Annotated in this window: 16 protein-coding genes; 1 reads left to right on the plus strand and 15 read right to left on the minus strand. The window is 69.9% G+C overall.

Translation table 11 applies throughout. The annotated features are described in order from the left end of the window. Positions 1–2: 2 nt before the first annotated feature. From AKH00_RS05595 to coaA, 9 genes are all read right to left on the minus strand, one after another. Positions 3–515 carry a hypothetical protein gene (locus AKH00_RS05595; protein WP_235556695.1) on the minus strand — a complete coding sequence of 171 codons (513 nt, stop codon included), beginning with the start codon at positions 513–515 and terminating at the stop codon, positions 3–5. Beyond that, positions 515–1585, minus strand: a complete 1071-nt coding sequence (gene tsaD, locus AKH00_RS05600) for a tRNA (adenosine(37)-N6)-threonylcarbamoyltransferase complex transferase subunit TsaD (RefSeq protein WP_050721654.1) — start codon at positions 1583–1585, stop codon at positions 515–517. The genes AKH00_RS05595 and tsaD overlap by 1 nt, the downstream gene beginning before the upstream one ends. Beyond that, complete coding sequence (gene rimI, locus AKH00_RS05605) at positions 1582–2073, minus strand: ribosomal protein S18-alanine N-acetyltransferase (protein WP_050721655.1); 492 nt, start codon at positions 2071–2073, stop codon at positions 1582–1584. The genes tsaD and rimI overlap by 4 nt, the downstream gene beginning before the upstream one ends. Continuing rightward, on the minus strand, positions 2070–2693 hold the full coding sequence (tsaB, locus tag AKH00_RS05610) for a tRNA (adenosine(37)-N6)-threonylcarbamoyltransferase complex dimerization subunit type 1 TsaB (protein ID WP_050721656.1): 624 nt from the start codon (positions 2691–2693) through the stop codon (positions 2070–2072). Before tsaB ends, rimI begins: the two co-directional genes overlap by 4 nt. Then, on the minus strand, positions 2690–3211 hold the full coding sequence (gene tsaE / locus AKH00_RS05615; RefSeq protein ID WP_050721657.1) for a tRNA (adenosine(37)-N6)-threonylcarbamoyltransferase complex ATPase subunit type 1 TsaE: 522 nt from the start codon (positions 3209–3211) through the stop codon (positions 2690–2692). Before tsaE ends, tsaB begins: the two co-directional genes overlap by 4 nt. Continuing rightward, positions 3208–4314, minus strand: a complete 1107-nt coding sequence (alr, locus tag AKH00_RS05620) for an alanine racemase (protein ID WP_050721658.1) — start codon at positions 4312–4314, stop codon at positions 3208–3210. The genes tsaE and alr overlap by 4 nt, the downstream gene beginning before the upstream one ends. After that, complete coding sequence (locus tag AKH00_RS05625) at positions 4311–4670, minus strand: holo-ACP synthase (protein WP_050721659.1); 360 nt, start codon at positions 4668–4670, stop codon at positions 4311–4313. The genes alr and AKH00_RS05625 overlap by 4 nt, the downstream gene beginning before the upstream one ends. 57 nt (positions 4671–4727) lie before the next feature. Then, a complete protein-coding gene (gene glmS, locus AKH00_RS05630) occupies positions 4728–6575 on the minus strand; it encodes a glutamine--fructose-6-phosphate transaminase (isomerizing) (protein WP_050721660.1) in 1848 nt (615 codons plus the stop codon). Positions 6576–6652: 77 nt separating this feature from the next. Further along, positions 6653–7657, minus strand: a complete 1005-nt coding sequence (gene coaA / locus AKH00_RS05635; RefSeq protein WP_235556696.1) for a type I pantothenate kinase — start codon at positions 7655–7657, stop codon at positions 6653–6655. On the opposite strand from coaA, the gene AKH00_RS05640 reads away from it, so the two are divergent. After that, a complete protein-coding gene (locus AKH00_RS05640) occupies positions 7635–8570 on the plus strand; it encodes a Ppx/GppA phosphatase family protein (RefSeq protein ID WP_050721662.1) in 936 nt (311 codons plus the stop codon). The two genes, coaA and AKH00_RS05640, sit on opposite strands and share 23 nt — an antisense overlap. A gap of 43 nt (positions 8571–8613) precedes the next feature. Here AKH00_RS05640 and glmM read toward each other — a convergent pair whose 3' ends face one another. From glmM to truA, 6 genes are all read right to left on the minus strand, one after another. Further along, entirely contained in the window at positions 8614–9972 is a 1359-nt protein-coding gene (gene glmM / locus AKH00_RS05645; protein WP_050721663.1) for a phosphoglucosamine mutase, read from the minus strand. Positions 9973–9986: 14 nt separating this feature from the next. Beyond that, positions 9987–10472: a 30S ribosomal protein S9 gene (gene rpsI, locus AKH00_RS05650; protein ID WP_050721664.1), complete on the minus strand. Its 486-nt coding sequence runs from the start codon at positions 10470–10472 to the stop codon at positions 9987–9989. 26 nt (positions 10473–10498) lie between these two features. Then, positions 10499–10945, minus strand: a complete 447-nt coding sequence (gene rplM / locus AKH00_RS05655) for a 50S ribosomal protein L13 (protein ID WP_050721665.1) — start codon at positions 10943–10945, stop codon at positions 10499–10501. 206 nt (positions 10946–11151) lie between these two features. Then, the gene (locus tag AKH00_RS05660) at positions 11152–11820 is read right to left on the minus strand and encodes an endonuclease/exonuclease/phosphatase family protein (RefSeq protein WP_050721666.1); all 669 of its coding nucleotides are present in this window, start codon (positions 11818–11820) and stop codon (positions 11152–11154) included. A 43-nt stretch (positions 11821–11863) separates the two neighbouring features. Then, complete coding sequence (locus AKH00_RS05665; protein WP_050721667.1) at positions 11864–12754, minus strand: hypothetical protein; 891 nt, start codon at positions 12752–12754, stop codon at positions 11864–11866. A gap of 184 nt (positions 12755–12938) precedes the next feature. Continuing rightward, entirely contained in the window at positions 12939–13787 is an 849-nt protein-coding gene (truA, locus tag AKH00_RS05670; RefSeq protein WP_050721668.1) for a tRNA pseudouridine(38-40) synthase TruA, read from the minus strand. Positions 13788–13795 lie beyond the last annotated feature (8 nt).

Below are 13795 nucleotides of genomic sequence, written 5' to 3' on the forward strand. Positions count from 1 at the left end.
GCTCAGCCGAGCCTCTCGAACTGCATCCCGGCCCACACCAGCCAGGCGAGGCTGTAGACCGTCGCGCACAGGCCCAGCACAAGGGCCCAGCGGGCGATGCTGCGGCTCTCGACGGGTCGGCGCAACGACATGATCGCCGCGATCACCGCCACCACGGCGATGGGGATCGCCCATCCGACGAAGAACGACGCGGCGAGCGCCACGATCGCCGCCATCAGCGCCCACGGCGCGAGCCGGGTCTCGTCGACCGTGACGGGTGCGGTCGAGGGCGCCCATCCCGCCTCACCCGGGGTCGCGTCCGCGTCGGGGCCGCTCACGACCACCGGTTCGACGCTCACCGGCCCCGTGGGGAGCCTGGTGTACCCGTCGCGCCGGGCTCCGGGAAGGCGCGCGGAACCGGCGGGTCGCTCCACTTCGCCGCTCGGCCGATCGATGCTGGTGTGCGATCGGCTGGGTCCACGCGCGGCATCCGCATCCGATTCGGGGCCGTTGTCGGGGCGCGCGCCGTCGCTCATCACGCCACCGCCGCACTCTCGCCGACCTGGATCTCGGTCACGGGCAGGGTCGAGTCCGCGCCGAAAGCGAGGGTCGACGGCCGCCTGCCCGAGGAGATCAGCTCTGCGGCCAGCGCCGCGATCATGGCGCCGTTGTCGGTGCACAGCGACAGCGGTGGAATCCGCACGGTGACTCCGGCGGCCTCCGCCCGAGCGAGCGCGACCTCCCGCAGCCGGCGGTTCGCGATCACGCCGCCGCCGAGCAGCAGCCGAGGCACACCCAGATCGGCGCACGCGGCGAGCGCCTTCGTCACGAGCACATCGACGACCGCCTCGCGGAAGCTCGCCGCGACGTCCGCGACCGGCACCTCGACGCCGTCGGCCTCGCAGCGCTCGACCCATCGCGCGACCGCTGTCTTGAGCCCGGAGAACGAGAAGTCGTACCGGTGCTTCGCCATGTCGGAGGCACGGGACAGGCCGCGTGGGAAGCGGATCGCCTCGGGATCGCCGTCGAGCGCCGCCCGGTCGATCTCCGGTCCCCCCGGGTACGGCAGCGACAGCAGACGAGCGACCTTGTCGAAGGCCTCTCCCGCCGCGTCGTCCATGGTCTCGCCGAGCATCTCGACGTCCGTCGTGAGGTCGCGCACGTGCAAGAGAGAGGTGTGTCCGCCCGACACCAGCAGGGCGACGGTCGGGTACTCGAGCGGCTCGGAGTCCGGCGTGAGGATGTCGGCGGCGATGTGCCCCACGAGGTGGTTGACGGCGTACAGGGGCTTGTCGAGCGCGACGGCCAATCCCTTGGCGGCGCCCACGCCCACCATGAGCGCGCCAGCGAGGCCGGGCCCGCTCGTCACGGCCACCGCGTCGAGGTCGTCGAGGCGCACACCGGCCTCGGTCAGCGCCGCGTCGATCGACGGCTGCAGCGCTTCGAGGTGCGCACGCGCAGCGACCTCCGGAACCACGCCCCCGTAGCGGGCGTGCTCATCCATGCTCGACGCGATCGTGTTCGACAGCAGCGTCCGGCCGCGCACGATTCCGATGCCCGTCTCGTCGCAGCTCGTCTCGATGCCCAGCACCAGAGGCTCGGTCATGCGGTCGCCTCCTTCGCGGCATCCGTGGTCGCACCGCGCCGATGCTGCAGCACGAGCCGCATCACGATCGCATCCACGTCGTCGGGCTGGTAGTACCGGGGGCGTCGTCCGATCTCCTCGAATCCCTCCGAGCGGTAGAGACCCTCCGCGCCGGGGTTGTCCGCACGGACCTCGAGGAACACCTCGCGTGCGCCGCGCTCGGCCGCTGTCTCGAGCAACGCCCGCAGCAGAGCCCGTCCGCGGCCGGCGCCTCGGTGCTCCGCGTCGAACGCGATGGTCTGGATGTCGGCGTCACCTGAGCCTTCGAGCGCACGCACCCCGCCGTAGCCGACCACGCTCCCCTCGTGCTCGTCCACGAGATAGCGACCATGCGGGCTGCCCAGCTCGAGCGCCATGGCCTGCGCACTCCACGCGTCGGTCGGGAACGAGCGACGCTCTATCGTCATGATGGCATCGAGGTCGTCCGGGGTCGCCGCGCGCAGAGTCACAGTCCGACCTTCTTCGGCGCACCGGGAACCGACACGTCGGGGTGCCGCAGGTACAGGGGCTCCTCACCGGCGAGCGTGCGTCCGGCCGCGATGGCACGGGCGCCGACGCGAGCGAGGTCGGCAGCCGAGAGCGTGGACACCTCGATCCCCGTCGTGCCCGAGAGCGCGTCGTCGAGGCCGGCACGCGGCACCAGCACGGTCTCCGCGACGACACGCGGGATGCCCATCTCGTCGACGCCATCGAACACGGTCACGGCGACCTCACGTCGGCGCGCGTCCGTGACGATCGCGAAGCGACCGTCGACGCCGTCCTCGTCGATCGCGGTGAGGGCCGCGGCGAGGTGGCTCGGCACAGGGACGACCGGGATGCGGCGCCCCAGGGCGAAGGTGCGAGCCGCGGCGATGCCGATCCGCAGGCCCGTGAACGGACCGGGGCCCATGCCCGCGACGACGTGCGTCACGGTGTCGCCGTCCGCTCCGTCGACCACGTCGCGCAACAGGTCGCCGATCACCTCGGCATGACCCATCGGATCGTCGGTCGAGGCCTCGGCGCGGAGGGCTCCATCGTCCGCGACGATCGCGACGGCAGTGCCCAGGGAGGTATCGACGGCGAGGATCACCCCTCCAGGGTAGTCGGCGCCGGATCGACGGGCGCTGCGCGCCGCCCACGCTCGATCGTCACATGGCGGGGAGCATCGGCATCCAGCTCGGACGGATCGATCTCGTGATCGACTCCGACCGGACGCTCGAGCTCGACGTCCCACCAGGACTCGGTGAGCTCCTCGGCCATGCCCCTTCCCCACTCGATCACGACGACCGAACGGTCCAGGTCGAGGTCGAGGTCCTCCAGCTCCGCGCCGGAACCCAGCCGGTAGGCATCGACGTGCACGAGCGGTGCACGCCCCACCAGCGAGGGGTGGGTGCGGGCGATCACGAACGTCGGGCTCTGCACGGGTCCCCGAACGCCCAGGCCTTCGGCGAGGCCCCGCGTGAAGGTGGTCTTCCCGGCACCCAGCGGGCCGGTGAGGATCAGCAGATCGCCGGCGGCGAGCTGCTCGCCGATGCGGAACCCCAGCTGCTCCATCGCATCCGACGTGGCGATCTCGTGCCGCCCGAGGAACGCCGGATCGACCGTCATGCCGACCGCCGAGCGACCCGCGCGCCGATGCGCGTGACGATCTCGTAGTTGATGGTCGATGCCGCGTTCGCCCACTCCGCCGCCGAGGGGACGCCGAGCGTCGGGTCGCCGAACAGGATCACCTCGTCGCCGATCGACACCGCGGCGTCGCCGACATCCACCACGAACTGGTCCATCGCGATGCGTCCGACGTTCGTGTAGCGACGACCGTTGATCGAGACGGGGAGGCGACCGGAGCCATGGCGCGGCACACCGTCGGCGTATCCGAGCGGAACGAGGACCAGCGTCGTGTCGTGCGGAGCCCTGTGATCGTAGCCGTACGAGACGCCCGAGCCCGCGGGCACTCGCCTGACGGCGGCGACGGCACCGCGCAGGGTCATCGCCGGGCGGAGCCCCAGCTCGGCGGAAGAACGGTCCTCGAACGGCGAGAGCCCGTAGATGCCGACGCCAATGCGGACGGCATCGAGACGCATCTCCGGCAGGTCGATGGCTGCGGCGGTCGCCGCGATGTGACGGAGCTCGGGGCGGATGCCGAAGGACGCCGCCGCCGTGACGGCATCCTCGAATCGGGCGAGAGCGTCACGGTCGTCCTGCGGCGACGTGTTCGAGAGGTGGCTGAAGAGCCCGATGATGCGCAGCCGGCCGATGCGCTCGAGCCGTGCCGCCTCCGCGAGCACGCGGCGCCAGTCCGCCGGCGCGATGCCGTTGCGCGACAGCCCCGTCTCGAACTTGAGGTGGACGCCCACCGGGCGGTCGACGGATGCCGCGGCGGCCGCGGCCTCGAGCTGGTCGAACGACGAGATGCCGAGCTCGATCCCGTGCTCGGCCGCCTGCTCGAAGCGCTCCCCCGGCGCATGAAGCCACGCCATGATCGGCGCCGTGATCCCCTGGCGCCGCAGATCCAGCGCCTCGGGGATCTCCGCCACGCCGAGACGCGTCGCCCCACCGGCGAGGGCGGCGACGGCGGAGGCGGCCGCCCCGTGGCCGTAGGCGTTGGCCTTGACCACCGCGATGACCTCGACGCCCGTGAGCCGGCGGAAGTGCCGGACGTTGTCGCTGATCGCGTCGAGGTCGATGCGCGCTTCGCGGAACGGGACGGTCACAGGGGGTCTCCTTCCGCGACGACGAACGCGGCCGCGAAGCCGGCGTCGTGGGTGAGGGTCAGGTGCAGGCGGCTGATCCCGCGCTCGGCGACGACCTCGGCGGTCGTGCCCGACAGGACGAAGTGCGGGCGTCCGGAGGGCTCCGAGGCGATCTCGATCTCTGTCCAGTGCACGCCGTCCGATCCGCCGAGGGTCTTGATGAGCGCCTCCTTGGCCGCGAAGCGCGCTGCCAGAGAGGGGAGCCGCAGCGCGCGCTCCGCGGGGGCGAACAGGCGTTCGCGCAGTCGCGGCGTGCGCTCGAGGGTCCGCTCGAACCGCGGGATGTCGACGAGGTCGATGCCGGTCCCGATGATCACCTGTTCAGCCTAGTCGCGCCGCCCGGCATCCCTCCCGGATCCCGCGTACCACGACCTCTACTCGACGGTGACGGACTTCGCGAGGTTGCGCGGCTGGTCGACGTCGAGGCCCTTGGCCGTGGCGAGGGCCATGGCGAAGATCTGCAGCGGGACCACGCCCAGCAACGGCTCGAACATCGCGCCCGCCAGGGGGATGCGGATGACCTCGTCGGCGAACGGGAGCACCGCGGCGTCTCCTTCTTCGGCCACGACGATCACCCGCGCTCCGCGCGCGCGGATCTCCTGGATGTTGGAGACGACCTTCGAGTGCACGAGCGCCGAGTGGCGCGGCGAGGGCACCAGCACGAAGACCGGCTGCCCGGGCTCGATCAACGCGATCGGTCCGTGCTTCAGCTCGCCCGCTGCGAAGCCCTCCGCATGGATGTAGGAGATCTCCTTGAGCTTGAGCGCACCCTCGAGTGCGATCGGGTAGCCCACGTGACGGCCCAGGAAGAGGACGGAGCGGGTGTCGGCCATCCAACTGGCCAATTGCGAGACATGCTCCTGCTCGGTCTCGAGCACCTTGGCCACCTTGTCGGGCAGGCTGGTGAGCTCCTCGACATCGGTCGCCGCATCCTGCACGGTGCCGCGCACTCGCCCCATGTGCAGGCCGAGGAGCAGGAGCGCGGTGATCTGGGCGGAGAACGCCTTGGTCGACGCGACGGCGACCTCGGGGCCGGCGTGCGTGTAGACCACGGCGTCGGACTCGCGCGGGATCGTCGCGCCCTGCGTGTTGCAGATCGACAGCGTGCGTGCGCCGCGCTCGCGCGCGTACTTGACGGCCATGAGAGTGTCCATGGTCTCGCCCGACTGGCTGATGGACACGACCAGGGTGTCGTCGCCGATCACCGGGTCGCGGTAGCGGAACTCATGCGCGAGCTCGACGTCAACGGGCACGCGCGCCCACTGCTCGATCGCGTACTTGCCGACGAGCGCCGCATAAGACGCCGTGCCGCACGCGGTGATGATGACGCGGTTGATACCGGTGAAGAGCTCATCGAGACCGTCGAGTTCGGGGATGATCACCTGATCGCCCTGGATGCGGCCGCGGATCGTGTTCGCGACCGCTTCGGGCTGCTCGGCGACCTCCTTGGCCATGAAGCTCGGCCATCCGCCCTTCTCCGCCGCCGCGGCATCCCAGGAGATGTCGAAGGGCTCGGCCTCGACCGGGGTGCCGGCGAAGTCGGTGACGGTGACCGCGTCCGGCGTGATCGAGACGATCTGGTCCTGCCCGATCGCGAGCGCCTTGCGGGTGTGCTCGACGAATGCGGCGACATCGGAGCCGAGGAAGTTCTCGCCCTCCCCGAGCCCGATCACGAGCGGGGAGTTGCGGCGCGCGCCGACCACGAGGCCCGGGTGGTCCTGATGCATCGCGAGCAGCGTGAAAGCGCCCTCGAGGCGGTTCACGACACTGCGGAACGCGAGCTGGAGGTCTCCGCCGTTGCTGCGGTACTCGCGGCCGAGCAGGGCGGCGGCGACCTCGGTGTCGGTCTCGCTGCGGAAGGCGACGCCTGAGGCAGCCAGCTCGTCGCGGAGCGAGGCGAAGTTCTCGATGATGCCGTTGTGGATCAGCGCGAGGCGATCGTCGTCGGCGAGATGCGGGTGCGCGTTGACATCGGTGGGGCCGCCGTGGGTCGCCCAGCGAGTGTGACCGATGCCCGTGTTGCCGTCGGCGAGTGCCGCATCGGCGAGCGAGTCGCGCAGGGCCGACAGCTTCCCGGCCTTCTTGCGCATCCCGAGCGAGCCTTCTCCGTCGATGACGGCGACGCCCGCGGAGTCGTAGCCGCGGTACTCGAGACGGGCGAGTCCGGCGAGCAGGATGTCCTGGCTGGGCCGCGGGCCCACGTATCCGACGATTCCACACATAGGACCAAGAGTAAGCGTCGCATTTTGCGAAGGTTCCGAACGAAATCCTCGCCTCGCCGGGGACGGGGGCTGGATGCTCAGAGCTTGCGCAGCAGGACGCTTTCGACGTTGTGGTCGGCGCCCTTGTTCAGCACGAGTCGGGCGCGGTGCTTGGTGGGCATGACATTCTCGACGAGGTTCGGCATGTTGATCTCGTTCCAGTACCCCAGAGCAGTCGTGATCGCCTCGTCGTCCGTGAGGTGCGCGAAGACGTTGAAGTACGACGACGGGTTCGAGAACGCCCCCTGCCGGAGTGCCAGGAAGCGGTCGACGTACCACTTCTCGATGTGCGAGGTGTCGGCGTCCACGAAGATCGAGAAGTCGAACAGGTCGCTCACCGCGACGTCGTTCGGCGCCGGCGGCGGCTGCAGCACGTTGAGACCTTCGACGATCACGACGTCGGGTCGACGCACCACGACGTGCGCGTCGGGCACGATGTCGTAGCGCATGTGCGAGTAGAACGGGGCGCGCACCTCGGCCGCACCGCTCTTGACCTCGGTGAGGAACTCGATCAGTGCGCGACGGTCGTAGGACTCGGGGAATCCCTTGCGCTCCATGAGACCGCGACGTTCGAGCTCGGCGTTCGGATACAGGAAGCCGTCGGTCGTCACGAGTTCGACCCGTGGGGTGCCGGGCCAGCGCGCCATGAGCTCACGCAGGAGCCGCGCGATCGTCGACTTCCCCACGGCCACGGAGCCGGCGACGCCGACCACGAACGGCGTCGTCGAGTCGTCCTCCTGAAGGAAGTCGCTCGTGGCCGCGCCGAGGCGCTTGGTCGCCGTCGCGTACAGGCTCAGGAGACGGCTCAGCGGCAGATACACCTCTCGCACCTCGGTGAGGTCGAGTCGATCGCCGATGCCGCGCAGCTCGACGACCTCCGTCTCGGTGAGCGGCTGGTCGAGTCCCGCGGCGAGTCTCGCCCACTCGGCGCGCCCGATCTCCCGATACGGAGACAGCGGGGGCGCGGGGTCGACGGTGGTCACCGCACCATCGTATCGGCGCTGCCGATAGTCTCGTTCCGTGCGCCTGGGAGTCCTCGACATCGGTTCCAACACCGTCCACATGCTCGCCGCGGATGTGCGTGCGGGAGGACGCCCGCTCGCGACGACGAGCGACCGCACCGTGCTGCGCCTCATGCGCTATCTCACGGACGACGGGTCCATCTCGGAGGACGGCGTCTGCGCACTCGAGGCCGCGGTCAGCCGTGCACGCCAGGTCGCAGAGGCGGAACACGTCGACGAGCTGCTCGCGACCGCGACGAGCGCCGTGCGCGACGCGCGCAACGGCGCCGAGGTCATCGCCCGCATCGAGGCGGCACTCGGCCAGCCGCTGCAAGTCCTCGACGGAGAGACCGAGGCCGAACTGACGTTCCTCGCGGTGCGCCGGTGGTTCGGCTGGTCGGCGGGGCAGATCCTGCTGCTGGACATCGGGGGCGGCTCGCTGGAGATCGCGGCGGGCGGTGAGGAGCTGCCCGATGCCGCCGCATCCGTCCCTCTCGGCGCAGGACGCATGACCGTGCAGTTCCTGCCGCACGATCCGCCGGGTGAGGACGACGTGGAACGCCTCCGCACGCATGCTCAGCAGACGATCGGCACCGTCCTGCCACGCTTCGAGGCGCTGCCGCGCCCCGATCACGTCGTCGGATCCTCCAAGGCGATCCGCTCGCTCGCGCGACTCGTGGGCTACCCGGTTCCGGGCTGGTCGGGATCGGAGCGGATGCTGCTGCCCCGCGCCGCTCTCGGCTCGTGGATCCCGCGACTCGCCCGCCTTCCCGCGTCCGCCCGGCAGGAGCTGCCCGGCATCACGGCCGACCGCACGTTCCAGATCGTCGCCGCCGCGGTGTCGCTGCATGCGGCGATGAGCGCGCTGAAGGTCGACGAGCTCGAGGTGTCACCCTGGGCGCTGCGTGAGGGTGTGCTGCTGCGGTACATCGAGCAGCTGGGCCAGCGGGGCTGACCCGGCCGCTCGACGCACCGTCAGAGCATCGCGACGCGACGCGTCAGAGCGCGAGGCGCTCGCGCACGACGTCGGAGAGACGCTCGGCGTAGGACTGCGCCGAGGCGGCATCCGCTGCTTCGACCATCACTCGGACGAGCGGTTCTGTGCCGGACTTCCGCAGAAGCACCCGGCCGGTGTCGCCGAGTTCGGCCTCGACGGAGCGCACCGCCGCCTGCACGTCCTCGTCGCCGTCCACCGCGTCCTTGTCGACGCCGCGCACATTGATCAGCACCTGCGGGTAGACCGTCATGACCGCCGCGAGCTCCGCGATCGACTTCTGCTGTCGCGCCATCTCCGCGACCAGGTGGAGTCCGGTGAGGAGGCCGTCGCCGGTCGTGGCGAACTCGCTCATGATGACGTGCCCGGACTGCTCGCCGCCCAGGGCGTAACCGCCCTGATTCATGTCCTCGAGCACGTAGCGGTCGCCGACAGCGGTCTGACGCACCGTGATGCCGTGCTCACGCATGGCGACGTGCAGGCCGAGGTTGCTCATGACGGTCGCGACGAGCGTGTCGTCGGTGAGACGTCCGCGCTCCTTCATCGATACCGCCAGGATCGCCATGATCTGATCGCCGTCGATCACGTTGCCGCGCGCATCGACTGCGAGGCAGCGGTCGGCGTCGCCGTCGTGCGCGATGCCGATGTCGGCGCCGAGGCGCACCACGGCCTCTGCGAGGTTGTCGAGGTGCGTGGAGCCGACGCCGTCGTTGATGTTCCAGCCGTCGGGGTCGGCGCCGATCACCGTCACCTCGGCCCCTGCGTCGCGGAAGGTCTCGGGGGACACGCCGGACGCCGCACCGTGGGCGCAGTCGAGCACGACCTTGATGCCGTTGAGGCGATTCGGCAGCGACCCGAGCAGGTGCACGACGTAGCGGTCCTCGGCATCCGAGAACCGGATGATGCGACCGACGCCTGCGCCGGTCGGGCGCAGCTTCTCGCCCGCCATCGCGGCCTCGATGCGCTCCTCGACGATGTCGGGGAGCTTGACGCCGCCCCGGGCGAAGATCTTGATGCCGTTGTCGGGCGCCGCGTTGTGCGATGCGGAGATCATGACGCCGAAGTCGGCGTCACGGTCGGCCACGAGGAACGCGAGAGCCGGGGTCGGGATGACACCCGCCTCGAGCACGTCGACTCCCGAGGACGCGAGGCCCGCGGCGACAGCGGCCTCGAGGAAGTGCCCCGAGACCCGGGGGTCTCGGGCGACTACCGCGGTGAGGCGCTTGCCTTCGGCGATGCGGGCCTCCGCGGTACGGCCCTGGCCCAGGACGACAGCAGTCGCCTGGGCCAGGGTGAGCGCCAGGTCGGCGGTGAGGATGCCGTTGGCAAGCCCTCGCACGCCGTCCGTGCCAAAGATCGGCATCGGACCGGTGGACCTTAACGCTTGGAGTACTGAGGCGCCTTGCGGGCCTTCTTGAGTCCGGCCTTCTTGCGCTCCTTGACGCGAGCGTCGCGCGACAGGAAGCCGGCCTTCTTCAGGGTCGGACGGTTGTTCTCCGCGTCGATGCCGTTGAGGGCACGAGCGATGCCGAGACGCAGCGCGCCGGCCTGACCCGAGGGGCCACCGCCGGAGATGCGCGCGATGACGTCGTAGCCGCCGGCGAGGTTGAGCACCGTGAACGGGTCGTTGATCAGCTGCTGGTGCAGCTTGTTCGGGAAGTAGTCCTCGATCGAACGGCCGTTGACCGTGATCGTGCCCGAGCCGGGAACGAGGCGCACGCGGGCGATGGCCTGCTTGCGACGGCCGACAGCGGCGCCCGGAACGCTGAGCACGGGGCGGGGAGCCGCCTCGACAGCGTCGGTCTCGGGGGTCGAGGTCGAGAAGTTCTGGAGGTTTTCGGTGGAGTCCTGGATGTCAGCCACGAGTATGTCCTTAGTCTGTACGGCGCTTACTGGGCGACCTGGTCGAGGGTGTACGGCTGGGGCTGCTGCGCGGCGTGGGGGTGCTCGCCACCCGTGTACACCTTGAGCTTCGACAGCTGCTGACGGCCGAGGCTGTTCTTGGGGAGCATGCCACGGATGGCCTTCTCCACAGCGCGGACCGGGTTCTTCTCGAGGAGCTCGGCGTAGTTGACGGCCTTGAGACCACCCGGGTAGCCCGAGTGACGGTAGGCCATCTTCTTCTGGAGCTTCTGCCCGGTGAGCGCGACCTTGTCGGCGTTCACGATGATGACGAAGTCACCCGAGTCGATGTGGTTGGCGAAGGTCGGCTTGTGCTTGCCGCGCAGGAGCGCTGCGGCGTGCGAGGCCAGACGGCCGAGGACGACGTCGGTGGCGTCGATGACGACCCAGTCGCGCTGGACTTCGCCAGCCTTGGGAGTGAAAGTGCGCGTCACGATAGTGCTGCTTTCTTGTTCGAACGGAGAGGTTCGTGAATCCCACTCCGGGGTGGTTCCCTGTGGCCTGCGGAACAGGACTTCGGGGAACACGCCAGTGGAGGGCTCACGTTCGCGGCACCCGGCAGTCGAGTACCAAAGAATCAGTTTACGTCATCCCGCGCGATCCCCCAAACCGGATGCCGGCGAACGTGCCGCGCCGCTGATCAGTCGAGCCGCGCGGTCACCAGGATCGGCCGGTGATCGCTCGACCTCTGCGGCAGCGTCGTGACCCGCTCTATCTCGAAACCGGCGGAGGTCGCGAAGTCGTAGTGCCCGCGGAAGACCCGATACCGCGTGTAGGTGTGATCGTCGCTCAGGGTGAGCGCGTAGCCGTGCTCTCGCACCGCATGCCCGAGGTTCTCCTTGAAGACCGGATAGTTGTAGTCGCCGACCATGAGCTGCGGCAGCCCCTCCCCCAACGTCGCGAGTTCGGTGAGCGCGGCGCGGATCTGGTGGCGACGCAGCGAGTTCAGAGCCGTCAGCGGTGCGGCGTGGAACGACGCGGCGATGAACTCGCGTCCCGCATCGATGTCGCGCAGCCGTGCCCCGAGGACCCGTTCGTGGGCGGGTTTGGCGATCCGATCGTGCAGAGACTTCTTGAGCTCGATCGTGCGGATCGCCTGCAGGTGGAACTCGCTCTCGCGATAGAACATCGCAAGTCCCAGTCGGTTGCCCTGCGTCGCGTCGGCGAGAGCGAGATCCCCGATCCTCTCGGGGAGATCCAGCACGTCGCACTCCTGAAGGCACAACAGGTCGGGATCGTGCTCGGCGACGAGTGCCGCGAGCTCCCCCGCGGCACGGTGCTTCTGCAGGTTGTACGAGATGACCTTCATAGCGATCCCACGCTACCCCCCGGTGCTGTGATGAGGCTCCGGATCAGCCGTCATACCCCCAGCGCACCCCGAGGACGCCCGGTCCGAAGCCGTGTCGCGCGACGTGGACCGTGCCTCCGCGTACGGCCCGCATCGTGGAGACGTACTCCTCCTCGGTCTCGAGATACTCCTCGCACCAGGTCGGCACCGCCTCCGGCGGGAATCGCACCCAGATCACCGTCTCCCGTGCCGCGCGCGAGGTCGCGTGCCAGGCGTACTGCCGCACGGGATACCCGGGCGGGAACGACTCGGAGAACTCGAACAGCGTCGTGGCGCCGGTCACGATGGGATGGTCGAGCGCGATCACGACGCCCGACAGCAGGCGTCCCGGATGCAGGTACTCGCGCACGATCCGGCCGCCGACGACATCCGAGATCACGGACATGACGTCGGTCTCCGCCGGCGCGACGTCGATGAGCGGCAGCTCGGAGATCGTGCCCCGCGTCGCCTGGACGAGCGACCGCATCACGATGCGCTCGACCGCTCCATCCGTCCCGACAGTGACCGTGAGGTGCGTCGACAGGTCTCGGAGGGAATCCTGGGGTGCCGCGTGCAGGGCGGCGAGGGTCTCCTCGGTCTCGCGATGCTCTCGTTCCTCGTCGAACGGCAGTCGCGGCGGGGCGACGGGTCCCAGTCGCGGCGACGGTCCGAGCAGACTCGTGAGGTGGCCGCGGTCGAGGCCGAGCCTGTCCTCGATGCCCTCCACGACGCTCAGCGACTGAGGCCCCTCCGGCTGGCGATCACCCGAGCGCCAGTAGCTGAGAGTGGCGGTCGACACCGGGTTCCCGTCGTCCACGAGAAGGCTGCGCAAGCGCGCGAGGGTGATGCCCCGCTCGGCGATCGCCGCGCGGAACGCCACCGCGAACGCACCGCTCGGCTCGTCCATCCGGTCCATCACAGTTCCCTCGTCGTCGTGTGAAGAAGCCCCGAGTAGGTTCAGTGTACGGTTCCGCGGTGCATACCCCTCGTTCCGCGAGCCGTCGCCGTGCCGGTGCGGATCGCAGACGCCACCGGCACGCCTCCCTCTGCCGCGGTCGTCCGCTAGGGGTAGCGGACGGCCGCGGTGGGCTCGCCTGTCGTCAGTCGGCCGAGGAGTCCCTTCGAGCCCGGGTCTGCGCGGCGCGTGTCGACAGGAGGTCGTCCGCGGGATAGCCGACCTCGGTGAGGGTCAGACCGCGCGCGGCGAGCACCTTGAACTCGCTCGTGCGGGTGAGGGCATCGCGCAGCACCACGAGGTCGTCGACGCCGAGGCGGCCCTCCCCCACGGCCGCGCACGCTCCGACCAGGGCGCGCACCATGCTGTGGCAGAAGGCATCGGCTTTGACCTCGGCCACGAGCACGCCCTCCGCATCCCGGCTCCATCGATAGTCGAGCAGAGTGCGGATGGTCGTCGCCTCCTCGCGCGGCTTGCAGTACGCGGCGAAGTCGTGCAGGCCGATGAGCGTCCGTGCCGCGGCGTCCATGGCCTCGGCGTCTAGGATGCCGCGATGGGTCGTCGTGTCGAGCCGGCGCAGCGGATCGTAACCCGATGTCGCGTCGGCGAGGCGGTAGCGATAACGGCGCCACACGGCCGAGAAGCGAGCGTCGAATCCCTCGGGCGCGATCGTCGTGCGCGTGACGGTGACGTCCGGGTAGGCGCCGAGCACACCGCGCATGCGCCCTGCGATCGACCCTGCGGGATCCTGGGCGGCGCGTCCGTGGCGGGATTCGATACGCCCCCATTGCCCGTCGTCCAGATCGACGTGCGCCACCTGCCCCTCGGCGTGCACCCCCGCATCCGTGCGTCCGGCGACGACGAACTGCACCTCGGAGCCGACGATGCGTGCGAGCGCCGACTCGAGCGTGCCCTGCACCGTGCGGAGGGAGGGCTGCCTCGCCCACCCGCGGAAGTGGGTGCCGTCGTAGGCGATGTCGAGCCGGATGCGCACGACTCCAG

The sequence above is a fragment of the Microbacterium sp. GCS4 genome (genome assembly GCF_001262495.1).
In the GTDB taxonomy this organism is placed as follows: domain Bacteria; phylum Actinomycetota; class Actinomycetes; order Actinomycetales; family Microbacteriaceae; genus Microbacterium.

Excerpts from the sequence above, each read along its gene's own strand:
- AKH00_RS05660 (WP_050721666.1), bottom strand. The coding sequence starts at position 11,820 with ATGAAGGTCATCTCGTACAACCTGCAGAAGCACCGTGCCGCGGGGGAG.
- glmM (WP_050721663.1), bottom strand. The coding sequence starts at position 9,972 with ATGCCGATCTTTGGCACGGACGGCGTGCGAGGGCTTGCCAACGGCATC.
- tsaE (WP_050721657.1), bottom strand. The coding sequence starts at position 3,211 with ATGACGGTCGATCCGGCGTTCCTCGGGCGGCACGAGATCGCCACGTCG.
- glmS (WP_050721660.1), bottom strand. The coding sequence starts at position 6,575 with ATGTGTGGAATCGTCGGATACGTGGGCCCGCGGCCCAGCCAGGACATC.
- AKH00_RS05665 (WP_050721667.1), bottom strand. The coding sequence starts at position 12,754 with ATGGACCGGATGGACGAGCCGAGCGGTGCGTTCGCGGTGGCGTTCCGC.
- tsaD (WP_050721654.1), bottom strand. The coding sequence starts at position 1,585 with ATGACCGAGCCTCTGGTGCTGGGCATCGAGACGAGCTGCGACGAGACG.
- coaA (WP_235556696.1), bottom strand. The coding sequence starts at position 7,657 with ATGTCGAGGACTCCCAGGCGCACGGAACGAGACTATCGGCAGCGCCGA.
- AKH00_RS05595 (WP_235556695.1), bottom strand. The coding sequence starts at position 515 with ATGAGCGACGGCGCGCGCCCCGACAACGGCCCCGAATCGGATGCGGAT.